The organism is Henriciella sp. AS95, from assembly GCF_038900055.1.
GTDB lineage: Bacteria > Pseudomonadota > Alphaproteobacteria > Caulobacterales > Hyphomonadaceae > Henriciella.
This window is the reverse complement of the sequence record NZ_JBBMQM010000001.1, coordinates 3,235,398-3,262,221: the sequence shown is the minus strand read 5'-3', so window position 1 is coordinate 3,262,221 and position 26,824 is coordinate 3,235,398. Positions and strand designations below refer to the sequence as shown.

Sequence of the window (26,824 nt, the reverse complement as noted above, 5' to 3'; positions counted from 1 at the left end):
GGTGAATGTACCGCCGCTATGAAGTTTTCAGATCGAAAACACCTCAACCAAGTGGTATTTTACAAGACATGTTGGACTAGCTCATTGCCCGTTTCCGCCGACCCGGTGGTTATGGCAGGGGTTCCCCACCCGATCCCATTCCGAACTCGGTCGTTAAGCCCCCTAGCGCTGATGGTACTTCGTCTTAAGACGCGGGAGAGTAAGTCGCTGCCGGGTCTGCTGAAACGGGCGGTAAGCTAATTCCTAATCCTTGCAGACAATGTCTTTCCTTCACAATTTCCGCCTCCGGGCGGGACGTGACCGGCCGTTCTGCCGGTCTACGCTGTCCGGCCCATCGTGGCCGGATTTGTGTTTCCGGGGCTTCGCACTTATGTGTTGTCCCACCAAAGCTGACGCGGGATGGAGCAGTCCGGTAGCTCGTCAGGCTCATAACCTGAAGGTCGCAGGTTCAAATCCTGCTCCCGCACCCAATAAGCCCCTGATTTCCTCACGGATTTCGGGGGTTTTTCTTTGCCTGTTGGTTTGGCGTGGCGCGGATCCCTTAGCTGAAGCGACTTGAACTCCCGGCCCGGTCGGTGGAGTGTTGCCTCCTGATAGTCGTCTGGAGGAAATTTTATGCGTCATCTGATCTGTCTGGCCGCGATAGCTATGGTTCCGGCAGGGACGCTCTCAGCGCAGAATAGCGAAGAAGACGCAAAATGGGACGTCGCGAACCCGCCGATGTCCGTTCGTGAGGTCAATATCGATGTGACCGAAGGAACGTGGATGAACGTGGATCTGTCGCCTGACGGAAAGACAATCGCTTTCGATCTGCTGGGAGATATCTATACGATGCCCGTCTCCGGCGGAACGGCAAAGCCGATTGCGGAGGGCTTGCCCTTTGAAATGCAACCGAAATTTTCGCCTGACGGCACGCGCATCGCCTTCACATCCGATCGTGGTGGCGGTGACAATATCTGGGTCATGAACGCCGACGGCAGCGATAAGCGCCAGGTGACGCAGGAAGATTTCCGCTTGCTCAATTCGCCGGACTGGAGCCCGGACGGCCAATATATTGTCGCTAGGAAGCATTTTACGACCGCACGGTCACTCGGCACTGGCGAAGTGTGGCTTTACCATATCAGTGGCGGCGGCGGTGTTGCGCTCGTGGAGAAGGCGAGCGAGGCGCTTCAAAAAGAGCTCGGTGAGCCCGTTTATAGCCCGGACGGGGCGAGCATCTATTACACACGGAATGCCTCATCCGGACCGAATTTCGAATACGCGCAGGATTCCAATGGCTCGCTGTTCGAGATCGACAGATATTCCCTGGAAGATGGTGAAGTCTTGACGGCCGTCTCAGGAGCAGGCGGCGCCGTACGCCCGACGCCGTCTCCTGACGGGACAAAACTCGCTTTTGTGCGCCGTGAGCGCGGGACATCGGGACTGTATGTCAAAGACCTCACCAGTGGTGAGATCACGAAGATATATGATGATCTTGATCAGGACATGCAGGAGACCTGGGCTGTGCATGGTGTCTATCCGACGATGGACTGGACGCCTGATAGTGAAAGCATCGTCTTCTGGACGGGCGGCAAGATCATGCGCGCCGGAATGGATGGTGAAGCCAAGACCATCCCGTTTCGCGTGAACGCTACCATTCCTGTCATAGATCCGCCGCGTCCAACGGTGGACGTCGCTCCAGACAAGTTTAGCACGCACATGCCGCGTTATGCTGACGTTTCACCTGACGGAAAGTCGGTCGTCTTCCAGTCCATGGGCAAGCTTTATGTGAAATCCTTGCCGCGCGGCAAATTCAGGCGGCTAACGGGCACAGGTGATGGCGTTCGGGAAGTTTTCCCGTCCTGGTCGCGTGATGGCAGCGCGATTGTCTATGTCGAATGGACCGATGACAGTCTTGGCCAGATCAAGACAGTTTCGGCGTCGGGGGGGACAGGGCAGGCGCTCACCGAGCGGCCTGGACATTACTCAAGCCCAGCCTTTTCGCCTGATGGCTCGACGATCGTGTTCCGTCGCGGGGGCGGCGGCTACCTCTTGTCGGACCTGTGGTCCGATGAAACCGGCATCTACACGATATCAGCAAGTGGCGGCGAGCAGACGCTGGTCAGCAGGTCGGGGTCTAGTCCTCAATTTGCCGATGACAGCGACCGGATCTATTTCACCAAGTCCGAGCAAGGCGGCTCGTCCTTCGCCAGCATGAATTTGAATGGCGGGGACGAACGGATACATGCGAAAGCAGACCTTGTCGTGGAATGGAAGGTCGCGCCTGATGGCAAGCATGTCGCCTTCCGCGATAATTATGCAGCCTACGTTACGCCTTTGCTGCCTGGCCCTCAGGCGGTTGGTGCCGGAAAAAATGGCTCTGCGCTACCTGTCACGAAAGCCAGCAAGGGCGGGGCGACTTACTTTTCCTGGTCGAATGGCGGGGAGACACTGAACTGGACGCTCGGTCCGGAGCTTTTCAGTGCCGATGTCGATGACATGTTTGAGGCGGCGCCTGCGGGAAAGGACGAACACAAATTTACGCCGCCCGAAAGCGGCATTTCCCTGTCCATGAGCTTTGATGCCGACAAACCGGACGGCACAGTGGCGCTCACCAATGCGCGCATCGTGACGATGGCTGGAGATGATGGCGGTGTTATCGAAAACGGCACGATCGTAATCCGTGACAACAGGATTGCGGCGATCGGTGCGGCCGGCGAGGTCAGTGTCCCCTCGCGCGCCGAGGTGATGGATCTGGCCGGCAAGACCATTGTGCCGGGCTTCATCGATGCGCATGCGCACGGCCCGCTGGCTGACAGCGGCATCATCCCGGTCCAGAACTGGTCAGCGATTGCCCATCTTGCCCTCGGCGTCACCACGATCTTCGATCCGTCGAACTCCGATGACAGCTTTGCTGCCGGGGAGATGCAGCGGGCTGGCAAGATTCTCGCGCCGCGCATCTACACAACCGGAGAGGTCGTCTATGGCGCCAAGGCACCGGGCGGTTTCGCCGATATCCAGAGCTTTGATGATGCGTTGGCCCATGTTCACCGCCTGAAAGTGCAGGGCGCACACGGCATCAAGAACTATAACCAGCCGCGCCGCGATCAGCGTCAGCAGGTCGTCAAGGCGGCCAAAGACGAAAATCTTCTCGTCGTGCCTGAAGGCGGATCCCTGTTCACGATGGACATCAGCCTCATCCAGGATGGGAATTCATCGGTCGAGCACAATATTCCCCAGCGGGTTCTGTATGAAGACGTGCTGAGCTTCTGGGAACAGACCAAGGTTGCCTACACGCCAACATTGGTGGTGACCTATGGCGGCCTCGCCGGTGACCCTTATTGGCGCTACGCAACCGATGTGTGGACACACCCCGTCCTGTCGGATCATGTCCCGCCGCATATCCTGCAGCCGTCCAGTGTGCGCCGGATAAAGGCGCCCGAAGAGGACTATGTTGACCAGTATGCGGCGCGTGAAGCCGACAAGCTGGCAGATCGCGGCGTGAAGGTCTCGATCGGAGCCCATGGACAGGAAGAAGGGCTCGCGGCTCACTGGGAAATGTGGTCATTCGCGCGCGGGGGAATGACGCCCGTCGAAGTCCTGAGGACCGCTACAGCAGCGCCGGCGCAAGCGCTTGGTTTCTGGAACGACATTGGTTCTCTGGAAGAAGGCAAACTGGCGGATCTCGTCATTCTTGATGCGAACCCCCTCGAGGACATCCGGAATACCGACAAGATCAGCTATGTGATGCAGAATGGCCGGCTTTATGAGTCACCCTCGATGAACGAGGTGGTGACGGGCGAGCGCAAGCGGACCCCGTATTATTGGGAAGACTAGACGTCAGTCCTCTTCATCATCACCGCCGAAATCGTCAAAGTCTTTCTTCCACTGAATGGAGAATTCCTGACCATCTTCGGCGGCGGTGGCCGCTTCCACTTCGATATTACGGATTGGCTCCCATTCGATGGCGACGCCCGGAGCGCCAGCCGCACCGGACCGGACTTCCAGATACACATCTTCCGTCAGATATTTGCCGCTGGTGACTTCCACAGACCCGGTCGAAGAGCTTCCGACATCGAGCGTGTCGAGACCGAGCGCCTGTTCGATGCCGCCGAGTAGGTCAAAGCCGCCGCCGCCCGATAGCTGCGCAAGCGCCGCCGCCAGGCGAGCCGTTTCAAGGGTCGATAGCTGTGACGGCGAGCGGCCGAACAGGACACGCGACAGCACCTCGTCATCCGGCAGAACCGGATTGGAGGTCAGCTCGACCTCCGGGCGTTTGACCGTGCCGGCGACATTCAGGATGGCCTGAATATCATCCTTTGTTTCATGGGTCGCCGATATGGAAAGACGGCTGTCGCTCAGATCACGGCGAAGCTCGACTGAACTGTCGCCAAAGACGAAACGCTTGCCAACCAGATCAAAACGACCACGGACGATCCTTGCTTCGCCGGTAATAACCGGGTCACCGATCGTACCAGTAATATCCGCATCCAGAGAGAGTTCTGCGTTGACGCCGCGCCCGTCGACGTCGATGCGGCCTGGCGCCTTCAACGAGATATCGAGCCGGGTGGCTGCTTTCTCTTCTTCCTCATCTTGCTCTTCCTGAGGCTGCTCAAAGGAAACGTCGAGCGTAGGAGGGCCGCCGCTTGGCAGGTTGGCGATATTGATTTGGCCTTCGTCAACCGTGAGGTCGCCGGTAATCTCGAGAAGGTCTGGCTGCTGATTGAGTTTCATCGTGCCGCTGACGGTTGCGCTGCCTTCGCGGCGCTCTGTCACGACCAGTTGGTTTGCGGTGAGTTCGAGGTCACTTGCGCCGGATCCATCGAGCGACATGGCGCCGTTGCCACTGATGCTACCGCCATCGCGTCCCCGAGCGTCGAAGCTGGACAGGGTGAGCCGGCCAGCACCAAGCTCAGTCGATGCGTTGATACGATTCAGCACCATGCCGAGATCGCCATGCTCGAAGACGCCTTCAGAGAAGTTCAGCGTGCCGCCGAAGGATTCATCCAGCGTTGGAAGTTGTCCGGAAAGGTCGAGGTCGACGATGCCTTTCAGAACCATTTGCGGTGGAACGAACAGTGCGGCGATCGCTTCGATCTGGCCGTCTGCAGTCGCCTCGAAGGGCATCTGGCGCGACGCATCACGCTTGATGAATGGTGGCGCGCCAGTTGTGGTCACAGGGACGTCGATGGTGGTGTTGGCTGTCAGCGCCTCATTGTCCTGTGCGCGGATTTTCAGGGCGAGGAGGTCTGGCTGAAGGTCGCCGGTGAAGAAGAGGTCGATGGGTGCCAGATCGGAGCCGGAGCGCGAAATGCCGATGATTTCGCCGCGGAGCGGGCCGCTAAGTCCGCCATTGGCCGTCTCATTGATGTCAGCCGTGATGTCGATTGCGCCGGACAGGGCGGGACGTCCGGCCACGATGAGAACCGGTGCAATTTTGAGCCCCTCGCCATTGACGGCGATACGGGTCGAGCCTCTGGTCGAAAGGTCAACGGTCAGGCGGCCACCGAGAGCCGCGAGATCTGCGGACGCATCAAATCCGTCATCATAATTTGTAAAGCGGACCGGTTCCTGAGTTGTCAGACCGATGTCGCCCAGCACCGCCGTAACCGAGGCCACCAGATCAAGCGGCGCGTCCTTGCCGCTGAGGCCAGACACCGTCCCGTCGACATCGAGTGACGTATCGTAGTTGAGACCATCGATCTCGGTCCGGCCATCGAGGTCGATTACGAAGTTTGCCTGCTGGAGTGTGCCGTTGGCTCGCAGGACGAGCGCGTCTGCGGACGTCGGACCGACGGCAAACTGGCTGAAGGTCGCGTCAAGCGTGAGTTGCTCGCCGGTGATGGCTGCGTCGAGGTCGATATCACGCGCGGGAAGGCCGGCTGGAAGCGTGCCGGACACGAAGGCTTCGCCGCGCAAGGTCGAGATGTCACCGCCACTGCCTTCGAGGTCGGCATTTGCGGTTAGATCGTCCCATCCCGCCTCAAAGCCTTGCAGGGCCCAGTTGCCTTCATTGTAGAGAACACCGGTTGAGGCTGTAAGCGGGCCGGCATCGCTGTCGGCGCTGAGGTCCACCGCCGCGTTCAGGCCGCTCTCTCCGTAGGCGCCCCCGGCGTTCAGGCGAACATTGCTGAACTGATAATCCTGGCGGGCAATGTTTGGAGAGGTCAGGCGGACATCGAAATTCAGATCGCCAAGCGTTCCGCTGACATCACCCTGGCCACTCACCGAGGATAGGGTTGCGCCGCCGACAGTCGCTTCACCTGCATCAAGCGAGACGGTCGCGGAAACAGCGCCATCTTCTGACACCACGCCTGAGCCATTCGCTTTCAGAGACCCGCTTTCAGCGCGGATACTGTCCAGCGTGATGCGGCCATCTGCGCCGTAACGGCCCTTGGTCGTCAAATAGGCCTGACCGTCTGCCCATTGATTGAGCGGCGCGGGAAGGTCACCAAGATTCGAAGCATTGATGCGGGCGTTGAAATTGGTGGCATTGTCGCGCGCCCTCGAGAGCTCGAACTGGCCTTGCGCCTGGATCGGACGTGGCAGCCCCGCGGCCGCCCCATCGAGCTGGAAGCTGCCAGCAAGGTCAGCGGATGGCACCTTGCCGAGTGTGGCTGTCCCTGCAGCGGTGACCCGGCCTGCACCGCCTCGAACGAGGAGTTCGCGGACAGACAGGGTGCGGGATTTGAGGTCAAATTGGGCATTGGTCTGAATGGAAGGCGCGCGACCCGCGATCTGACCCGCCGTGCCGGGAAGGCGCGTGCCTTCGCCTGACAAAGTGGTGCGAAGCGAAATGTTTGGGGCGTCGTAAATCGCGATGACAGGACCTGACACCTTTTCGGCGTTGAACGAGGGGGCATCCACGCCGCTGGCCGAAACGGTGCCATCAAACCGGGCAGTGCCGGAATCATATGTCAGATTGCCGTCAATGATCGCCTGACGGACAGACACAGAGTCCTGCTGAAGAAAGTTGTCGGGACTGTCTGAAACGAGGCGCAGGTCGGCTGAATAGGCGCCAGACTGGGCCTGGCTCACCTGCGCGCTGAGGCGCAGGGCATCTGCTTCAGCAGACAGGTCGAGAAACGGTCGGCCGTCGACCCTCGACACATCCCCCATGATCTTGACGGTGTCGCCAAGATAATCCGTGAGGCGCGATGAGAGAGGGTGCGGTTGCGGATGCGCGTCGATGGAAAAAGCGACTTTGTCGTTCTCAGTCTTGGCATCCAGCGACAGGGCGGTCTGGTCATCGATCAGCACCTCGCCGTCTGCGGCCCAGTCATTCATACGACCGCTCGCTTCCATCGATACGGAGATGGATTGGGTCTCGTCCAGCCGGGCCAGCGTTGCAAACAGGCCGCCTTCCGGCCCTTCAAGGTCGAGAGTGCCATTGAGGCGCAGCGAATCCGTCCAGGAAAGGTCTGCGGCCAGCTTGTCACCGTCGCCATCAAGCGGCGTCACTGACAGGCGGCTGGCGCCGCTGCCATCGCGCTCGACGCGAGCCAGCCCTTCAATGCCAAGCGTTAGCGCGCGCGGCAGAACGCCTTCGTCAGTTCGCAGCTCACGAATGACAAGGCTGTCGAGTTCGCCAGCGCGCAGCGGGAAAGAGCCTCCAGACTCCGTCTGCTCGCCGGGTTCGAGCACGGGGCGGCGCAGGACGTGAATAAGATCCGCATCGAGATCATCAATCAGAAGAGCGCGGCGTCGCAGTGCGAAAGGCTTCCAGTCCGCATAGATATTTTCAGCGATCAGCCACACGCCGTTCTTGTCAGCAACCGTCAGCTTGCCGATGCGAAACTCGCCGAGCAGGTCGCCGCTGAGATCCTCGACCTCGATATCCTGTCCGGATGGAGAGGCGGCTTCGATGCGCGCTTCGACAAAGTTGCGGCCGAAGCCCGATTGAGCGGCAAAGCGCAGAGCGACGAGCGCGAGCAAAACAAGCGCCAGCAGCCCTGCCAAAACAATGAGGGTCCATTTTAGCACTGACCGCTTTCTGCGGGGGGCGGGACTTTCAGATGTCATCAGAAGGCCTGCCCGATGGAAATGTAAATCTGGACCGGATCATCGAAGTCGCTCGGATTCAGGGGTGCGGCAACGTCAAGGCGGATGGGTCCGGCCGGCGTTGTATAGCGCACGCCAAGGCCAGCGCCGTATTTTGCATCTTCAAAATTGGAGAACTCATCCTGGGAAACCGCGCCGGCATCCAGGAAGGCAACAATCCCGATATTCGGCCGCCAGCGATATCGAGTTTCGACCGAGGTTTCGACGACGGACTTGCCGCCGAGCGGGGTGCCGTCATCAGATTTCGGGCCGATGCCTTGATAGGCGTAGCCGCGCACACTGCCGCCGCCACCGGAATAGAAACGGGTGTCTGCTGGCAGTTCCGCAGCATTAGCGCCGAGGACGGCACCAATTTTCAGCCTGCCCGCCAGGACGAAACGCTGTTTGCTGTCGAAGGGGATGTAGCCACTGACCTGTCCGAATGATCGTACGAACGGGTTTGAGTCATCCCCGAAGGCGTAGCTCGGCTCGACGCGCGCATTGGCCCGCCATCCCGATCTTGGGTCGAGCAGGCTGTCGGTGTGGTCGAGACGGGTCGCGCCGTACACGGAAAGAATTTGCAGGTCGCGTTCGCCAAACTCATCGGTTTCCTTGGCGATTTCGCCCTTCACACCGTATGAGTAGCTGAATTGCGGCCCTTCGACGACTTCATACCCGGCGCCCAGCGTGAAGGACTGGCGCTCATAGGCGTCGGTGACTTCGTTGGAGATACCGGTATTGATCACCAGGCCGCGCCCGTAACCAAACTCGTTGGGGCGGCGCCAGTCGATGTTCAGTGACTGTTCGAGCTCTGCAATTGTCAATTCGCCGACCAGCAGATCGCCGCGGCGAGTCAGGTTGCGGCGCGTCAGCTCGGCGTTGACGCCAGCGCCTTCAGCCGTTGAGTAGCTGGCACCGAGCGCAACTGTATTACGGGGCCGTTCGGTCAGCGTCACTTCGACATTACGAATTTCTGCCCCGTCATCGGCAGTACCGCTTGGCGTATCAGCGAGGCTTGCGCGGGCGACGTCAAACAGACGGGTCTCGGCAAGACGGGTGTTCAGCAGCGAAAGCTTGCCGGGCGTGAACTGATCGCCTTCATCATAGGGGATGAGGCGGCGAAGATATGTCGCTTTCGTCTCAATCTTGTCCTGCGGAATAATGGTTTCGCCGAAACGGACACGCGGTCCGGCTGACACGCGGTATCTCACATCCAGCGTCTCGGCCTCGCGATCGCCGAAGACCTGGCGTTCAATGACTTCGGCGTAGGGATACCCTTGCTCGCGCAAGGTCGCCGTAATCCAGCGCTCGGCGTCGATCACTTCCGAAGGGATCGCCCGGCGGCCGGTTTTCACTGGAAGCTCATTGCGCACCTTCGCTTCATCATCGCTGCGCGGTGGGTTTCCGTTGAAATCGACTTCAACAGACGCAAGGGTGAATTCCGGGCCCGGGTCCACCCGAAGCCTTGCGGCTGGCGGTTCGGAATTGTCGATGCCGAGATCAATCCTCGGATCATAATAGCCTTCGCTATTCAGCTTGGCGGTAATGGCATCGACCGCCCGGCGGCCCTGACGACGGGCTTCGAGCACCGTTTTCGGCTGCTTTTCATCTGGCAGAGCATCTCGAACTGTGTCGGCAAATTCCGGATTGATTTCATCGCCGGTAAATTCAAGTCGCACCTGCTCGGCTGCGGCTGTCGAAGCCGCAATCGCTGCAATAACGCAAAGGGTGGTCAGTCTTCCGTTCATCCCGTCCGAACCGTGCTGGCACAGTGATTGTCCGGCCATGCAAATTGCGCACTAAGCCGGATATTTTGTGACAAGTTTCTGCAATTGCTGGAAACTAGACAAATGTAACGCCCAGACTGTGGCCTCGTTGCCATTGCAGCTGGCAGTTAACTGTCTTACGGGCCACCGCGTCGTCTGGATGTATTGTCAAACTGAACCTGCCGGGCGCCTTGATCGCGTTTGTCAGCTCAAGCCGTGCGCCTGCCGACGACATATCGACGATGCGCGCAGGTTCATTATCGAGGTCCTGGCTGAAGCTCAGAATACCGGACTTGATCGACTGAAGCCTGAGATATTTTCTTTTTTCGAACTCTGGCCTAGGCGGACGAGTTGGCATTTTAGGGCTCTTTCACTAATTCGACAGTTTACTATCTCACTTCATGGTGTCTAAAGTCTTGCAAATCCTTGATTAATTTGCTGCTGATGCGCCCGAGATGAAGAAGGCGAATTGCCGCGATGACTCATGGCAAAGCTCCGGTTTCAGAAGCGGTAACCCCCCTGGAAAAATGATTAACAAAGACGATCAGAAATCACGCGGCGTTTATATCATCCTTAACGCGTTTTGTGCCTTGATGCGTCCTGAAGGTCTGCAGCTGAAAGGATGGAGCGACAAAAAAGTCTGGCAAAATGCGTTTGGCGGCTTGGTGGCATCTTGAGCAAAGACAAGTCTCCTCGTTCCGGACGCAGTGAGAAGACGGGCCGTAAGCCCTCTTCCTGGTTAAAGGAAAAGCCGGTCGGTGAAGCGCTTCGCAGCACTTTCCGCGATGTCCTTAATGAGCCAGTTCCCGACAAACTGCAGGACCTCATAAATAAGCTGCGCGAAGAAGAGCGCAAAAAAAACAAATAGGGGCTTGGGATTAGCCGGCCCCGAATGGAGAAAACCGGTGTCGGACGTAAAATCGGGCGAGCTGTCTTTTGTTGACCGTCTTGAGGCTTTGATTTCCGAATTGCGTGCATTTGCGCGTGGCTTGTGCCGCGATGCCGTCCTGGCGGATGATCTTGTTCAGGATGCCTGCTTGCGCGCATGGTCGGCCGCCGACAGTTTTGATCCCTCGCAGCCCATGCGCCCGTGGATTTTTCGTATCCTGCGCAATGAATACTACATGCAGCTGAGAACCCGCTGGCGGAACGTAAACATGGAGCCGGATTTCGCTGAAAATGCGCTGGTCCAGGAGAGCTCGCAGGAGGTCAGGCAGGATTTCGTCCGTATGGAACGGATCATTTATTCGCTTCCCGCAGCTCAGCGCGATGCCCTTCTGCTCGTCCTGGCTGCAGGCATGACCTATGACGAAGCCGGCGAAATCTGCGGATGTTCTGCCGGCACGATCAAGAGCAGGGTCAGCCGCGCCCGTGAGGCTGTGGTCGCGCGTTTTGAATCCCGCGAGACGACCCTTCGTTGCATCGAAGGTAGCAGCGAACAGGATATGGCGGAGCTTTTGAGCCGGATTGATGGGCTGACCATGCCCGACAGGGCGGTTGCCTGAACATCCACGCAGCATTAGCGCTGGCTGATGACGATTTCTCCTGCCTGGCTGATATCTGACCGCCGCGAGATGGCGGCCAGCCTGACGCCTCAGGATAACCAGGAATTTGTGCGTGCAGAGAGACTGAAATCTCCGGACGCTGTTCAGGACTTTCTGCACGCCCGCGCCACTGCGCGCCGACTCGTGGCGGCTGAGACTGGGCTGATGCCTGCCGCCGTCAGATTGCGCTCACATGATGACAGCGTACCAACAATCATTGACCGGCCGGATGCCGCGATCTCTTGGTCCAAATCCGGCCCGCTTGCTTTTTCCGCTTTTATGGAAAGGGGATGGCTTGGGTGCGACATCGAACGGGTCCGCCCAATTGAGCACCTTGCCATGCTGGATATGATCGCAACCGATACAGAGGCGGCGCTGATACGCGGGCTGACGGGCGCTTCCCAGGAGGGCACGCCAGCCGCGTTTTTTCGCTTGTGGAGTGCCAAGGAAGCCGTCCTGAAATGGCAGGGCAGTGGACTTCGCGGGGGTGCGAAATCGGTCGAAGTGCCCGTGCCCATAATCATGGGGAACGACACGGTCTCGGACCTCGTCCGCAACGGCGTATCTCTCACGCTGATGCAGGTTGAAACGCCTGGTGACCGCGTCGCGATGCTGGCTTTCAGCGAGCAAAGACCGGCTTGAACATCCAGCCGGCGAGTGACTTGCCGCTGAGATGCCGCTCATCTTTCATGTCGAACACCATCAATGTGACGGTGCCGAATGGGGCCGCTTCAATGCCTTCTTTCAGCGCTTCAAAGCCCATCGATGCATAGAAGTCCCGCATGCTGGTTTCCGCCAGAATGGCGATATAGCGGCGCTTCTCGGCGGCCACGAATTCGAGAACGGCCCTCATGACCGGACCAAGTGTTTTTGACCCGCGCCGATCTTTCGATGTGACGAGTTTCGAGACGATGACCGCGCCCTGGTCTGGCCTGGGAAGCGTCGATGCCAGATCGAACACGGCGAACCGTGCGTCAGTGGCCAGCGGGTTAACCGGGATCACCTGGGCGCTCGAAACCAGCTCGGCACCTTCGAACAGAGCGAAAGTGACGCCGAGGCGGTCGGCGCTATCAACCAGAATTCGGGCTTCATGGTCGGCGCCAGCCATGGCGAACTGCTTTTCGGCGCAATAGACGCGATAACGCAGATGCTGGACGAGCGGCAGGGTCCGGTCATCCGCCACGATCAATTCAAATTCACTCATACTTGTCATCCGAAACGGCCCAGGCACGGGCAACGGGGTCGAACGCCAAGCTGTAACGATGGCGGCCTTCAGGTCCAATTACGAATGGCTCATCGAGATGAATTTTGCGCGGATGGATCCCCCATTTTCGGGCGAAGTGCTCCTTGATCGCGACAGCTTTCACAAGATCGCTGCCGGTGCGGCCGTTGCACCCCCAGACGGCATCAACCGTTCCGGGCAGCCAGTCACAGGCAATCACGTCGGCGGGCGAGAGCAGGGTGCGCGCGCCATCAAACCGGGTAAGGGGGGCGGGATACCTGTCGCTTGCGCCCGTCAGGAAATCTCGTCTGTCGAGAGCGGACAGAGCCGCGAGTGGGCCTTTGGGGTAGGCCTTCTCAATCAGGTCGAGCCGGGCCCAGAGCTCATCGCCGAGAAACGCCTCAATGGTGACAGGCAAGTCGCCTGTTGCTGCGTTGCGAGGGCCGGGGACGCCGCGCACGGTCAGAACGCCCTCCTCGGGGATGTCTCTGCAGATCACCAGTCTGTCGATTCGCACCGGATAAATCGCGTGGCCGTCGGTACCATCGAACCACTCTTCCGGCGTTTCATGTGGCGGACCATGCACGAGAGCATCGAGAATGACAGGGTCGAAGGCGTCGCCCGGCACCGCAGCGCGTGATAGGTCGATGAGTGCTTCAAAACCTTTCGCGTTGCGACGAAGGCTCGTCACTGGCTGCAGATTGGGGCCGTGGAACAGGTCAGCCGAGCGATAGGGGTTTGCACGCTTTCGTCCGTAATTCTCTGGGTGCAGTTTGGGTTTCGGTGGCCGCAGTACAGCCGCGACCTCGCCAGACGAGATATCATACCAGGGCGCATCGCCGGACGGTCCATTGCGCCCCCTGAGGCTCGTGCGTCCGCTAGAATCAGCAATGGTTTCAACGGTCAGTCCGTCGACACCAACGGTTGCCCAGCGGCGAGGTGAGAACGCTTTCAGTTCGATGGGGAAGGTCGCGTCCTTTGCCTCGCTGGCCTGTCTCAAGGCCATTCCGGCCTGCGCCAGGAGCGGCAGGGCCGGGATGGTGTAGGTCGGGCAATGCGAAGCGAGCCAGGAAGGCTCTTCCATCTTGAACCGGGTTTGGGTTTTGTTTTTGATGCCGGCGGGGGCCGGAGCAATCGAGATGCTGACGCCTCGCATCTCGTATATGCGCATCCCATCAACCCAGATCGAGCCCGTACCTGTAACGACAGTCTCATCGTCGCGGACATCCACGCCTTCGATTTCTACAATCGGTGTGACCTGTTTTGCGGTCGGATTGACCTGTCCGCGATAGGTCCACGAGAGGTTCTCACCCGGAGCAATTGGTTCCCAGACGGGCTGGTCAAAGCGCGCGGCATGGCCATTGAGGTCAGCGGCTCTGGCGAGCAGTTGCACCAGCATTTCAAGGCCGAGCGAGCCGGGTTGCACGGGATCAGAAAAGAAGTGCGCCCTGAAATACCACGCATAGGGATCAACGGTCTGACGGGCGCGAATACGTCCAAGGCCAGCTGCGCCGCCTTTTGGCTCGTAGCGGTCGATTACATCGAACAGGGCCAGTCTGGCCTTCGATGCCGGCAGCAATGTCTCCGCTTCGGTTGGCGGGTCTGCCGGTGCGTTGAAAAACGCCGCCTGTTCCTCCGTCGCCTTCAGGCCAGCCTGTGATGCCAGGGCCGCCTTGGTGAAGAAGCCGAAACTGGTTTCCAGAGAGACGACCGGCGACCCATCTGCCAGCGTGGCGTCCAGCTGGAAGAAAACAATCGTCATCGGCCCGACGCGCGAGCATCTGGTCAGTGTGGTCCGTGTCCGGATGAGACCATCATCCGGGCGAATCTGCCTTGATGTGACGCCGGATCCATCAAGATTCCGGAAACGGGTTTCGCCGGACAAGGCGAAGCCAGAATAAGACGCTAGCCAGCCACAGGGCTGAAGAATGACTTCGGTCAGCACACTGAACGGCATGGTGCCGGTGCCACCATCCTCGAAATACCAGGCGTCGGCGGGAATGTCGTATTCGGCAATAGCTGTGAGGCCTGCTTTTTGCTCGCCGGCGGGCCCGGTCACGGACAGAACACGGCTGACCATGTGGTAGGGCGGCTGCGGCAAGCGCGGCACGGCCCCAGCAGTGTCAAAAGGCTTGTACATCGACCCGAATGCCGAACTTGGCGCGCCGGATCCGCACTCCATGAGCGCCGTTTCATCGCCGCGCACATCGCATTCGTCATTCACATAATGGGGAATTTGGACGGGCCCCTTTGCAGACGGCCAGCTTCTGCGAAGCCGCACGCCAAAGCGGGGGCAGTAAAATACTTTTCGTCCATCCGAACGAGCGAGCAGGCTCGCGAACAGCAGCGGCTCTTCGCCATCGACGATCTCATCCACGAACACTTCATACGTAATGTCGTGATCTGCCTCGGGGGTGACCTGACCGCGGCAATAAAAGACGGCCGCTTCGCCAGGCGCAGGTTCGAAAACGTGGCTATCGCGCTCAATCGTCAGGCCGAGAGCGGCGGCGGCAAACTCCAGCGTCTGTACAGCAGCTTCGGCCATGAGCGTGCCGGGCATGCAAGGATCTTCATGAAAATGGCCGTCATAGAACCACGCGTCTGTTGAAACGCGATGGCGTGCTTTCAGGTATCCTCGGCCCCACGGACCGCCTTCCGGTTCAAAGGTTTCGACATCATCAAACAGGGCAAGTCGTCGGTCGGGAAGGTGCGCCGGACGGCTATGGGGCGCCGCGCGTTCGAACCCTTCGCCGAAGCAGCGATAGGTATCTCCAGCGCGGAAGGCTGCCAGATCTTCATGGGTGAAGGCGCGCTTCTTCGATGGCGTTGTCGATGCCAGACGCGGGGTGTCGGTCGGTGCGTTATCGGTTTCTGCGTCCCACAAAACGCCTTTTGAATCGGCGAGTTCTGCATCCGTGAAGAAGCCAGCCTGGCCATTCCGGACCGATAGAAGCAAGCGGTCATCTGCGTAGCAATCATACTCAAAAAAGAACATGCGCACGCCAGACAATTCCGCGTGGCCCTTGATCGAAATCTGGAAGCGAAGCGTTTCACCAATCCGCGGGAGGCCGCCCTCATGGAAGGTCAGCTCGCACCCCAGGAGGCGGTAGACCCGGTCGGAGCAATTCAGCATGTCCGCGCCCATCCAAGAGATGAGGGCAAGGTCGGCCTGTCCGGCTTCAATCAAGGGGCCCGGGCGCATGACGCCATTGCTGACGGCCCAATGGCCCTCAGTCACATCGGTTTCGGTCCAGATGGTGCCTTTGCCTTGAACCAGCGCTTCGGCATCGATGCCAGTGATACGGTCACACAGGAGAAGCGGAGGGCGCGGCATGCGTACCTGCCGGCGATATTTGTCCTGCGGCGCGAACGGCTTGCCAAAGACCTCAGAAATATTGCCGGCCGCGGCATGCTCCAGCTCAGCGCGCGTAAAGCGGGGGCCGGTCGGCGCCAACCGGGCAAGAGGTTTGACGCCTGCATTGACCGTCTTCGTCTTGAGGGGAACCTTCGGGGCCGGTTGAGCCTTGGTGGGCGCTCGCGGACGCTCGAGAACGGCGGTGTTTCCGGCTGGAGCGGACCAATGCGTGCCCGGGGCGGGGCGCAGCTTTCGACCCGTGGCTGGCTTGGGTGGCTCAGGCGTGAAGGGCACTGAGGGTCGCGGTGCTGTGGGTAGGGTGCGCAAAGTTGAAGACTGCGGAACCTCTGGATTAGGGGCGTGCGCTGGGAAGGTGACCTCGCCGTCCTGAGGCAGGCGCGGCGTGAGAGCGTTCTGGCGTGCTTCCGTCAGGCGATGCTTCAGCCAGTCTACATCGATGGCGTGGCCGCTAGCGAATACAGCCGCCGCGAGGGCCGCAATATCATTGAGCGCAGCCTGTCCAAACCGGTCGGCTGGCATCGCGGTTGCCGCATCGCCAAGGGTTTCGCGGATCGCGCCGGTCAACGTGTCGCGCGGCCCGATTTCGATGAAGGTCCGTACGCCGTCAGCATAAGCCCGCTGCAGGGTCTTCGGAAAATTGACGTCCGATACGGCTTGACCGGTCAGCATGTCGGCGACCGTATCAGCGTCCGGTTTGTAGGGGCCGTTGATGGCGTTTGCGTAGAAGCGAACGTGTTTCGGGCATGTTGTCTTGCGATGGTGGAGCCGGTGCCAGGTCGCCTCATATGACCCCATCATCGGTGTATGAACGACAAGGTCATGCGGTACACGGATCGCTGAACCGCCAATCGCTTTCAGGGCGCGCTGGCAGGCGGAGGCGTCTCCGGCAATGACGGCGTCGGTCGGGCTGTACAGGATGGTCAGGTCGCATTTGGGCTCGCCCTCCAGCACTGTCCGGATGACGTCTTCTGCTGCGCGAACCCGCCAGGTTTCCCAACTGACCGCTGCGTTGTCGTTCCATGCAGATTGAGCGGTGCGGAATTTTCCGGCGAGATCGTCAGTATACATCCCGCTGTCGCCGATCGTGCTCATCAGGCCGTCAGCATCTGCCCAGGCGCCGAAGGCGATCAGCGAATTGGTTTCTCCCGATGAGAGACCCATTGCGACCGAGGGCTTCAGGCCGAGGAGGTCTCGCAGAAGGATGGTCTGCGCTTGAGACATCAGGGTTGTGGTGCGCAGCTGATCGAAGGCGGGTGCCAGATCGCTCGACAACAGGTCCGCGACGTCCTGCGCTGCGGGAAATTTGCGTTTCAGCATGGGGCCAAGCTCAGGGAAGGCTGCGAACAGGCCTTGGCCCATGCCGGCGTATGCAGCCGCGGCGCCTGTGTATACGAACGCCAATTCACCAGCCGGGTCGCCCGTTGCGAACCAGACGCCGTCTTCCTGCGGCGATCGCCCGGCGTTCAACTCAGTCACAGCGCGCTTGCGCATCGCGCTCAAAGCGTCGGTATTGTCGGCCAGCAGGGCGAGGCGCACATGGGCGGTTTTTTCGCTCTGCTGGCCCGAGCTGATGGCAGCCGCAAGCGCTTCGGGCGTCGGGGCTGAATAGGTTTCGAGCACAGGTGCTGCGCGTAACAAATCGGGCGAGGCGACCGGGACGCCTTTGAATGAGACGTGGCCACCTGGCAAATTGAGCTTGCGCTTTCGGCCCTTCAGCTGTGGAGAAATACCGGTCGCATCCAGCTTGTATCCGCGTCTCGAAAGCGCTGCTTCAACAGCGAGTCTCGCCAGTCCGCCAGCCGCGTGCGAATGACCATAAAGGCGCTCGATCAACGTGTCGGCAGCGGGTGACCCATCGACTTTCACCGCCTTCAGACGAAGGCCGTCCGGTGCATCCTCGCTGCGCTTCAGGATGAGCGCTGCAGCGCCATCGCCCCCGGCATGACCACTGGCCGCTGTATGGACGGGGTTTGCTGACAGGTCGGCTGCGGCGACGATTGCTGCATCGATATCGTGCGCATTCAGGGCGCGCACAGCCAGTTCCAGCGCGCGCAGGCCTGAGGCCTCTTCTTCCATCACGGCGAAGCCCATGGCGCGCCAGTCGCCGCGCACATTGATCCTGTTGGCTGACACATTCGGCATGGCGCCGAGAACGTCTCCGGCTTTCAAAGGGGGCGCGATCTTGTTCCGTGTGTCGGCGGCCTCCTGGCTGTCTGGGTTCAAGCCCAGCCGTTCAGCGATCCTGGCGCGGAGCATCCAGCGTGTCGCTTCCGGGGAACAGGAAAATCCGGTGAAAACACCGACCTTGTCACCCTCAGCGAGCGGTGAGCGCTCCAGGGCTTCATCGACAGCATCCCATAGCGCCAATTGCTGGCCTTGCGCGGATGCAAGTTCTGAAGGTGGCGTGCGCAGGGCGCGGGGCTTTGCGGCGATCTCGTTCATGATGCGCCGCTCGGTCTTCGGCGGTCGGCTGAGCCGTTGCATGACCCGCACGAGGCCGCGATCGGGGCCCATGCTGAGGCCGAGTCCGCAAATCGATATTTCTGGTTTGCGCGTCTTAGGCGACTTGGCCTTCGGCCGCGATCCGTCATCAGCCGCCACGATGAGGTGAGCGTTGTTGCCACCGAATCCAAAATTGCTGAGGGCTGCGATACGAGGGCGGGTCGAAGGCCATTCCTGCCTGGTTGCTGGCACGAGGTTCGAGCCGGCGAAGGCGGGCATGACCGTGCCATCGACACGTGTCGGGGGGATGATGCCTTCGTTGAGTGCATAGGTCAGCTTGATCAGGCTGGCGAGGCCGGCAGCGGTGATCAGGTGACCGAGATTGCCTTTCAGAGAGCCGACGGGCAGGTCTTCAGTGCCTTCGAAGAAAGACGAGGTCGCGTGGACTTCGACCTTGTCGCCGGTCGGCGTCCCCGTCGCGTGTGCTTCGACGAGACCGATGTCTTTCGATGGATCGAGCCCGGACATTTTCCAGGCGGCCGCCATGGCCTCTGCCTGACCACCTTCATCGGGCGCAAGGAGCGATTTTCGACGCCCGTCATTGGAGAGTCCGATGCCTCTGATGACGCCGTATACAGTGTCTCCGGCCGAGCAATCCGACAGTCGCTTCAGCACCACGGCCGCCGCCCCTTCGGCTGGGACCAACCCGTCCGCACCATTGACGAAGGGCCGGGACCGACTTGTCGGGCTGAGGGCATTGAGAGCGCTGAAGCCCTGGTGCAGGATCAGATTGTCAGCGCCATTGACCGCCGCCGCGACCGCTACATCCAGCGAGCCGTCCTGGAGCCGGTCACAGGCGAGCTTCACGGCATAAAGCGACGAGGCGCAGGCCGCGTCCAGGGCGAAGGCTGCGCCTCTCGCCCCCAGGGAGCGCGCCAACATGCGGGCGGGACCACCTGTATTGAAACGGTTTTCCGTTGAAATGGACGATTTTCCGTCCAGCCAGATGTCTGCAGAAAAGTCAGACAGGGCCCGGCTTGGGTAGCCGAGATTTCCGGCGAGGACGCCAAGTTTTTTGCCTTTTACGGAGGGCGCGCCGGCCTCTATCCACGCCTCAAGACCGGCATGCAGCATCCACTGAAAGACAGGGTCGAGACTGGCGGCATCCACATCGCCGAGATCATGGGCGGACGGGTCGAATATCTCTTCAAAGCCGGTGACGAAGCCGCCGCGATAGCCGAGTGCGTCGTGCTCTTTCGGCGTCACGCCCCATTTGCCAGGCGGGGCATCGCTGAGGAGATCCTTATTTGCGAGGATCGCTTTCCACAGCGCATCCGGTGTTAGTGCACCCGGAAGAACACAGCCTCGCCCGACAATGGCGATTGGAGCAAAGCGCTTGCTACCCATTTGCGAGTTCCGAGCCGATCACGAGCTCGACCGGGCAGGCGGCGCCAGCCAGCATGGCATCGGCGAACAGGTCCGCGCCAGCTTGACGGGGAATAAGGGCGACCCCCATCTCGGCGAATTTCGCGCGCAGACTGTCGTCCACCATGCCGCCATCCCACGGCCCCCAGCCAAGGGATGTGATGCATGCAGACGGGTTGGCAGCCTTCAGCCACTGCGCAACGCGGTTCAGCACTTCATTCGCCATGGCGTAGTCGGACTGACCGGCATTTCCATAGCGGGCGGCGACGGACGAGAAAAAGGCAATATGTTTCAGCGCACTGGTGTCGATAGCTGAGATGATGTTTTGCAGCCCGACAACTTTGGGTCCGAAAACACGGGTGACCTGGTCAGCTGTCTTTTCACGGATCAATTTGTCCGCCAGGACGCCCGCGCCATGCACGAGACCGGTAATCGGGCCGAACATCTGTGAAGCCGATTCCACGGCGGTCTGTACCGCTTGAGCATCCGCGACATCAGCGATGGCGTAGTGAGCACGCGAGCCTGCGGCGCTGAGGGCGTTGAGGGCCTCTCGGATTTCCGTGCCGGCGAGGAGCCGCGCTGCCTGCCGGTTAAGGTCGGCAGGTGACACCTTCTGACCAGACGCCTTTGCGCGCCGAGCTAATGCGCCGCGTAGCGACCTTTCATCCGACGTCGGATCGATATCTTCGGGCCAGTCTTCGATGGCGGAGCGTCCGAGCAGGACGAAGGCGGCATTTGTCCGCCTCGCAAGCTCAATAATGCATGAGGCCGTCACACCTCGCGCCCCACCGGTGACCAGAAATGTGTCGCCGGGGCCAATTGAGCCGACACGGTTTTTCGGCAGCACGCACGCCGCTTCGGTTGGCACGAACCGGCCTGACGCAGAGATGCCCACACAAGCGGCGTTACCGCCTGACAGCAGTTCTTCCACCACGCGATCGGCTGCCGGGCGCGGGCCGAAGGCTGCAACATCAATATCGATGGTCCTCACGGTCGCGGATGCAAATTCTTTCTGAGCCGTCCGGCCAAGGCCCGTCAGACCGCCCCGCCAGGCGCGATCATCCCTCGGCTGGAACGTGCCACCGGTATCCTGCAGCAGGATCAAGGTTCCGCCTTGGTTTTCGAAGACCGCAGCCGCTTTGGAGAGTTTGGTGACCGCGCCGGCGTGTGCGTCGACAGCTTCGCCAGACAAACCGTGAGCCAGCACCAGAGCATCAGCCTGGCCGCTGGGCGTTTCGACTTCACGGACGACGAGGCCAGCCTCCATCATGGCTTGCACGAAATGAAAATTCGTCGCCGGGTCCGGCCCTATGAATTCAATCAGCCGTGCGTCTCGCAGGCCAGGGGTCAGCCGGCCGAGCGGCATCCGTTCCCCATACCCCACCGCCCGCACCGACAAGGACGGTGCAGCGGTCGTCGACGCCTCATGGAATGAAGCGGGGCGGGCAGCGCTCAATGGCGCCGGCGCGCCCCCTATTGAAAAAAATCAGCGATTTTCCGGATTGAACGAAGCTCAGAGATCTGTTCCGGCTCAACTTCGGGCAGGTTCGGCATCGCATCGCGCAGAGCAGAGAGAATTTCCACCTGCTTGATGGAGTCGACGCCGAGTTCACCTTCCAGATCCATGTCGTCCTCGAGCATTTCGGGCGGATAACCCGTCTTCTCGGCGATCAGATTGCGGACCAGATCGGCCATGTCACCGGTCGGGGCGGCCACTGGTGCAGGTGCGGACGCGGCGACGCCGCCATGATGACCGTTGCCGTTGCCGTTCGTCGCCATTGAAACTGTCGGCGCCGGCGCCGCTGCTAGTGGCGCGCTGCCGGCAGGTGACAGGAAGTCTGCAATCTTGCGGATCGTGCGCAGTTCGGCGATCTGTTCAGGCTCAACTTCCGGCAAGTCCGGCATGGATTCGCGCAGCGCTGATAGGATTTCGACCTGCTTGATGGAGTCGACGCCAAGCTCACCTTCCAGATCCATGTCGAGTTCCAGCATTTCGGCGGGATAGCCGGTCTTTTCAGCGACAAGCGCCGTCACCACAGCGCCGAAGTCAGCATTTGGAGCCGGTGTCGGCGCTGGGGCAGGGGCCGCTTGAGCGGGCGGGGCGGCTTGCATGGATGGTTGTGGTGTGGGGGCCGGAGCAGCGGGTTCCGGCGGTGTTGGCGCTGGCGCTGATTGCGGCGCGGCAGCAGGTTGCTGAACGGCCGCGTGGCCCGTTCCATTGGTGACCGGTTGTGCGGCGGCAGGCGCTTGCGGCGCAGGTGCGGGCGCAGGCGGAACGGTGTATTGCTGGCGTGGCGCAGCAGGTTGCGCCGTCGGCGCAGTGCCAAGGATCGCTGCAGAGGCTTGAAGGTACTGCGCGTGTGCCGATTTCAAGGCTTCCATATAATCAGCATGGGCGGCCGTCAGATTTGCGTGAATGCGCTCTGCGGCGTCGCTTGGCGGGGTAGATACGGGCTGGGTCACGGGCGTGGCTCCTGTGGCGACTTTACTTTGAGTGGGGGCAGGCGGGGGGGCTGCTGCTGCCGGCTGAGGCGGCGATGATGGTTTGGCTACCGGGGCGGCTGGCTTGATGTTGGGCTTGGGCAGCGCCGAAGCGCCGCCGGCCGGTGGATAGGGTTTTTTGTAGTTCGCGCCATTCAGCTCGACAGCATGCTTGGAAGGCGGCGCTTTAGGTTCGGGCGCTGGCATACCGTCAAACAGGGCCGAGACGTCGACAGGATGACCGAGCACGGCGATTTTGCCGATACCGGCGAGGAATGCGAAAAGGCCGTCGCCCGCCTTGTCATCCAGAGCCACCGCTTCGGCCTGGCCCGGCAGGATTTGACCGACGAGGGCCGTCAGCACTTTACCGGGGCCAGCCTCAACAAAGGTCGTGACGCCATCGGCCGCCATCGCCTCGATGATCTCGCGGAAACGGACAGGGCTTTCGATTTGCGTCGCCAGGATGTCGCGCTGCTTGGCATAGGCCAGCGGATAACGCTTTGCCGACACGTTGGCGTAAACCGGAAAGGCCGCTTTTGAGAGGTCGATTTTCTCCAGCGCCTTGCGGAATGGCGTTACCGCCCCGGCAACGATGGGCGAGTGAAACGCCGACGCAACGGGTAGACGGCGGGCCTTTATCCCGGCCGATTCGAGGGCGACCCTAACCGCCTCGATGGCGTCGACGGGGCCTGAAAGCACGGTCTGGGTTGGCGCATTGTCATTCGCGATGACGACATCCGGGTGGTCAGCAAGCAGCGGCTTCATTTGTTCGGCCGATGCCTGGGTCGCAAGCATTGCGCCTTCACTAGCCGCCGCAGCTTTCGCCATCAGGCTGGCGCGCTTGTTGGCAATTGTGAGTACGTCTTTTGGATTCAGCGCACCTGCCGCTTGCAGAGCCATGATCTCGCCGAAGCTGTGGCCGGCGGCGGCGTCTGGCTGAATACCGGCTTTGGCCAGAACGGCGAGAACCGCAAGCGAGGCAGCAGCCAGTGCGGGTTGAGCATTCTCCATGGCGGTTAATCTGTCGGCTTGCTCGACGGCTTCTTCAGCGGTGTAGGCGGATGGCGGGAAGGCAAGCGCGTGAAGCTTCTGCTTTCCGGCTTTCTTGTGGCTCGCCGCGAGGTCCCAGGCGGCGCGGGCTTCCGGGAAAGCGAGGGCGAGGTCCTTGCCCATGCCGACATACTGGCTGCCCTGACCTGGCATCAGGAAAGCGAGCTTTCCCGGTCGCGCATACGATATCGAAACGCTGGTTCCCTTTGGGAGCGGCGCGTTCTGCGTCTGCCCGGAGCTCAGCAACCAGGCAAGCTTACCCGCCTTTTCAGCATAGTCTTCGCCGTCTGTTGCAACGATCGACGCGCGGCATTTTGCAAGTGGGTCGAAAGCAGCATGCGTTTCAGACGCTGTGATCGCGAGGTCTTCTTCGGTCTCTAGCCGTGAAGCGACGGCTTCAAGGTCCTGCTCAAGCGCCTCTGCGCTTTCAGCCGAAAACATGAAGAGCTCGCTGCTCAGCGCTCGTTCCGGCTGCACGGCTTGCGCGCCCGTATATTCTTCGAGCGTGATATGGAAATTTGACCCGCCGAAGCCGAAAGAGCTGACGGCTGCCCGGCGCGGATGATCCTTGCCGCGCACCCATGGGCGAAGTTCCCGGTTCACATAGAAGGGCGATCCATTCAGCGCCGGGGCGGGTTGATCGACCTTGATGGTGGGCGGCAGTGCTTTGCGGCTGAGTGCCATGACTGTCTTGATCAGGCTGGCCGACCCGGCAGCGGCCTTGGTGTGCCCGATCTGTGATTTCACAGAACCGATGGCGCACCATGGGTCTTCAATGTCCTGACTGTCTGGCGAAAAGACCAGCTTCAGCCCGCCGATTTCAGCGGCGTCGCCGGCTTTGGTGCCTGTGCCGTGTGCTTCGACCAGTTCCACAGTTCGCGGATCGTACCCAGCATGGTCATAGGCGCGTCTCAGCGCGCGGGCCTGGCCTTCAGACAGCGGCGCATAGATCGCCGTGGCGCGCCCATCCGAACCAGAGCCGATGCCTTTGATGATGGCGTGGATACGATTGCCGTCCCGTTCGGCGTCTTCAAGCCGTCGCACGGCCAGAATGCCTATGCCCTCACCGAGCATCGTCCCATCTGCCTTGTCTGAGAAAGGCCGACAGTCTTCTGTCGGCGACAGAGCCGGCGTCTTCGAGAAGCACATATACATGAGGATGTCGTTCAACGTGTCGACACCGCCGGCGAGAACCAGATCGCTGTCTCCGGCACGCAGCTCATGCACGGCGCCGTGGAGGGCCGACAGGGATGAGGCGCAGGCGGCATCTGTCACATAGTTGCTGCCGCCAAGGTCCATGCGGTTGGCGATACGGCCAGCGACGACATTACCAAGAAGGCCCGGGAAGGTGCTTTCCTTCCACTCTGAAAAGTTTGAAGAAATCTTGTCGGCGATGTCCTGAACCTGGTCTTCCGGCAGTCCCGCTTCGCGCAAGCCTTTTACCCAGGATGGGCGCTGCAGCCGGCCTGACATGTGCCCGACGAGTTCGGTTGCTGACGCAACGCCGAGAATACAGCTTGTCCGCTCGCGATCGATTTTTCCATTTGATGCGAGTTCCGCTTCGTCGAGCGCCTGCTGTGCGACGATGAGGGCGAGAAGTTGCGCGGTATCAGTTGCATCGATCTGGTTTGGCGGAATTCCGAAATGGAGGGGATCGAAGCCTTTTGGCGACAGGAAACCACCGCGCCGACCATAAGTCTTGTCCTTCGCGCGCGGATCAGAGTCGTAATAATCCTCGATGAGCCAATGCGAAGATGGCACCGGGCCAAGCGTATCGACGCCTTCGGCAATATCACGCCAGAAACCGGCCGTGTCGCCGCGTCCCGGAAACATGGCGCCTAGCCCGACCACGGCGATATCGCCTGAATACCCCTGCTTATCGTTCATTCTGAACTTGCCCTCACAAATTTTATTCAAACATTCCCGGCCTATAATCGAACGCAGATTGCGGGACGTCTGTCCCGCTTGCACGAAGGGCCTGAAGCTTCGTGATGTGTGCTGCGCCATCGAGCAGATTCCATGCGATCTGCTTGACGCTTCTATTGTCTAATGCCTCGAGCGGGCTTCCCTTCACCCACTCATTGAAGGCGCCCATCGCGGGGCCGCACCAGATCTGATAGTCGCGCACCCGGGCGCCATCGCCCTCGCGCGCCCACTGGGCCCCGAAGAAGAGGTAGCGCCGAAAAACGAGCGCGAGTTGCCGCTTCGGGTCCTGCTCGGCCTTTTCCAGTTCGGCGGGATTGCTGGCTGCCAGAAAATCTCGCGTCTTTTGCCAGGCATGGGCGAAGCTTTCGCCGAGCGCTGTTTCAATGAATTTCTGTTCTTCAGGCGAGCAATCGGCAAATCCTGAGCGGCTCTGATAGATCGCGCGCATCCTGTTGCCCCGCATCGGGAAGAGCGTGCCGCGTTTCAGCACCTGGACGTGGACACCTTGCTCGAACATGTCTGCAGCGGGGGTCATGGCGACATCTGCGGGGCCAGCGTCTGCGAGAAGCTTGCGCCCCTCCAGCGACAGCCCGGATTCGACCGCCGCCTGATTGACGGACCCTGTGATGATGTAGGCTGCACCCATCTGGAATGCCGCGGCGGCCGCCCAGGGTGTGCCGATGCCACCGCCAAGGCCAATGCGGATCAGGTCAGGGTTCAGCCCATGAGTCTGCGCCGTTTCCCGTCTGGCCTCAGACAATGATGAAAAGAGGGGGCCGGCGGCTCGGTTGTCGGTGTGGCCGCCGCTATCGGCTTCGGCCGTGATGTCACCCGCTACCGGCACAAGCCTGGCGAGCGACGCTTGCTCTGGCGTGATATCGCCGCTTTGAACAAGTGCCTGCAGGATACGGTCAGGCGCTGGCGCCATGAACTGGCGGGCGACCTCCGCGCGGGAGACTTTCGCGAAGACATGGGTCTGCCGGGCGATGGAGCCGTCCGGTGCGCGTGACAGTCCGGCAGCGCTATAGCGTACGATCTCAGGAGACAGTGCCATGAACGCTGAGGCCGAAACGCGCGTAACACCCCGTTTCAGGAAAAGGTCTACGACGGCGCGCTCGTATCCGCCCTGTTGAGGGGTGTGGATGAGATTTGCGCCCCAGGCGGGCGCCTGCGGACCAAGCCCTGCTTCAATTTCTGACAGACCATCCGCGATCGTTTCCGGTCTCAAGCCTGCGCTTCCGTAAAACCCGATCAGTCCGGCTTTGACGGCTTCAATGACCATGCGGGGCGTCGCGATGCCCCGTGCCATTTCGCCGACGACATAGGCAAAGCGGCTACCATGCGTACGGGTAAAGCCGTGGTCTCCAAGCCATTCCGCGTGGACCGCGAGGGGATGGCTTGTCGGCGCTGTGGGCGATACAGGAGTCCTGCCTTCAACCGCTTGAGCTGAAGATACAGTAGTGGACTTCGAGGACTTCGATTCCAACACGCCTGCTTTTCCCCTTCTGGTTGCAAGTTAAGACCAATTCGACAGACGTAGCAATGCAGGAATCGCACCGTAGCGCCTGTGACT

Annotated in this window: 12 protein-coding genes, 1 tRNA gene and 1 rRNA gene; 7 read left to right on the top strand and 7 right to left on the bottom strand. The window is 60.6% G+C overall.

From position 1 onward, the window contains the following. Positions 1 to 101 precede the first annotated feature (101 nt). The 3 genes from rrf (at position 102) to WNY37_RS15570 (ending at position 3,816) form a co-directional block, all read left to right on the top strand. Positions 102 to 216: ribosomal RNA gene (gene rrf / locus WNY37_RS15580) — 5S ribosomal RNA — on the top strand. Between the two features lie 177 nt (positions 217 to 393). Next, positions 394 to 470: transfer RNA gene (locus WNY37_RS15575), tRNA-Met, on the top strand. Between the two features lie 178 nt (positions 471 to 648). Continuing rightward, positions 649 to 3,816, top strand: coding sequence for an amidohydrolase family protein (locus WNY37_RS15570; RefSeq protein ID WP_342974910.1), 3,168 nt, complete (start codon positions 649 to 651; stop codon positions 3,814 to 3,816). Positions 3,817 to 3,819: 3 nt separating this feature from the next. On the opposite strand, the gene WNY37_RS15565 is transcribed toward WNY37_RS15570, so the two are convergent. Both WNY37_RS15565 and WNY37_RS15560 read right to left on the bottom strand, forming a co-directional pair. Next, positions 3,820 to 7,962, bottom strand: a complete 4,143-nt coding sequence (locus WNY37_RS15565) for a translocation/assembly module TamB domain-containing protein (RefSeq protein WP_342974316.1) — start codon at positions 7,960 to 7,962, stop codon at positions 3,820 to 3,822. A 38-nt stretch (positions 7,963 to 8,000) separates the two neighbouring features. After that, entirely contained in the window at positions 8,001 to 9,806 is a 1,806-nt protein-coding gene (locus tag WNY37_RS15560; RefSeq protein ID WP_342974315.1) for an autotransporter assembly complex family protein, read from the bottom strand. Positions 9,807 to 10,240: 434 nt separating this feature from the next. Here WNY37_RS15560 and WNY37_RS15555 point away from each other — a divergent pair, with 434 nt between their 5' ends. Genes WNY37_RS15555 through WNY37_RS15540 form a run of 4 tightly spaced genes read left to right on the top strand, consistent with a single transcriptional unit; the run spans position 10,241 to position 11,971 of the window. Next, the gene (locus WNY37_RS15555; RefSeq protein WP_342974314.1) at positions 10,241 to 10,462 is read left to right on the top strand and encodes a hypothetical protein; all 222 of its coding nucleotides are present in this window, start codon (positions 10,241 to 10,243) and stop codon (positions 10,460 to 10,462) included. Beyond that, positions 10,459 to 10,653, top strand: coding sequence for a NepR family anti-sigma factor (locus WNY37_RS15550; protein ID WP_342974313.1), 195 nt, complete (start codon positions 10,459 to 10,461; stop codon positions 10,651 to 10,653). Before WNY37_RS15555 ends, WNY37_RS15550 begins: the two co-directional genes overlap by 4 nt. Positions 10,654 to 10,690: 37 nt before the next feature. Beyond that, a complete protein-coding gene (locus tag WNY37_RS15545; RefSeq protein ID WP_342974312.1) occupies positions 10,691 to 11,290 on the top strand; it encodes a sigma-70 family RNA polymerase sigma factor in 600 nt (199 codons plus the stop codon). 27 nt (positions 11,291 to 11,317) lie between these two features. Further along, a complete protein-coding gene (locus WNY37_RS15540) occupies positions 11,318 to 11,971 on the top strand; it encodes a 4'-phosphopantetheinyl transferase superfamily protein (RefSeq protein ID WP_342974311.1) in 654 nt (217 codons plus the stop codon). On the opposite strand, the gene WNY37_RS15535 is transcribed toward WNY37_RS15540, so the two are convergent. The 5 genes from WNY37_RS15535 to WNY37_RS15515 are packed head-to-tail and all read right to left on the bottom strand — an operon-like array spanning position 11,949 to position 26,740. Next, positions 11,949 to 12,533 carry a hypothetical protein gene (locus WNY37_RS15535; protein WP_342974310.1) on the bottom strand — a complete coding sequence of 195 codons (585 nt, stop codon included), beginning with the start codon at positions 12,531 to 12,533 and terminating at the stop codon, positions 11,949 to 11,951. The genes WNY37_RS15540 and WNY37_RS15535 overlap by 23 nt on opposite strands. Continuing rightward, on the bottom strand, positions 12,526 to 19,776 hold the full coding sequence (locus tag WNY37_RS15530) for a beta-ketoacyl synthase N-terminal-like domain-containing protein (RefSeq protein ID WP_342974309.1): 7,251 nt from the start codon (positions 19,774 to 19,776) through the stop codon (positions 12,526 to 12,528). Before WNY37_RS15530 ends, WNY37_RS15535 begins: the two co-directional genes overlap by 8 nt. Then, on the bottom strand, positions 19,769 to 21,250 hold the full coding sequence (locus tag WNY37_RS15525; protein ID WP_342974308.1) for an SDR family NAD(P)-dependent oxidoreductase: 1,482 nt from the start codon (positions 21,248 to 21,250) through the stop codon (positions 19,769 to 19,771). Before WNY37_RS15525 ends, WNY37_RS15530 begins: the two co-directional genes overlap by 8 nt. A gap of 17 nt (positions 21,251 to 21,267) precedes the next feature. Continuing rightward, complete coding sequence (locus WNY37_RS15520) at positions 21,268 to 25,212, bottom strand: beta-ketoacyl synthase N-terminal-like domain-containing protein (protein ID WP_342974307.1); 3,945 nt, start codon at positions 25,210 to 25,212, stop codon at positions 21,268 to 21,270. 22 nt (positions 25,213 to 25,234) lie between these two features. Beyond that, on the bottom strand, positions 25,235 to 26,740 hold the full coding sequence (locus WNY37_RS15515) for a PfaD family polyunsaturated fatty acid/polyketide biosynthesis protein (RefSeq protein WP_342974306.1): 1,506 nt from the start codon (positions 26,738 to 26,740) through the stop codon (positions 25,235 to 25,237). Positions 26,741 to 26,824 lie beyond the last annotated feature (84 nt).

Bases quoted from the DNA above. Each gene is read 5' to 3' on its own strand.
- WNY37_RS15570 (WP_342974910.1), top strand. From the start codon at position 649: ATGGTTCCGGCAGGGACGCTCTCAGCGCAGAATAGCGAAGAAGACGCA.
- WNY37_RS15555 (WP_342974314.1), top strand. From the start codon at position 10,241: ATGAAGAAGGCGAATTGCCGCGATGACTCATGGCAAAGCTCCGGTTTC.
- WNY37_RS15560 (WP_342974315.1), bottom strand. From the start codon at position 9,806: ATGGCCGGACAATCACTGTGCCAGCACGGTTCGGACGGGATGAACGGA.
- WNY37_RS15540 (WP_342974311.1), top strand. From the start codon at position 11,318: ATGACGATTTCTCCTGCCTGGCTGATATCTGACCGCCGCGAGATGGCG.
- WNY37_RS15530 (WP_342974309.1), bottom strand. From the start codon at position 19,776: ATGGGTAGCAAGCGCTTTGCTCCAATCGCCATTGTCGGGCGAGGCTGT.
- WNY37_RS15520 (WP_342974307.1), bottom strand. From the start codon at position 25,212: ATGAACGATAAGCAGGGGTATTCAGGCGATATCGCCGTGGTCGGGCTA.
- WNY37_RS15535 (WP_342974310.1), bottom strand. From the start codon at position 12,533: ATGAGTGAATTTGAATTGATCGTGGCGGATGACCGGACCCTGCCGCTC.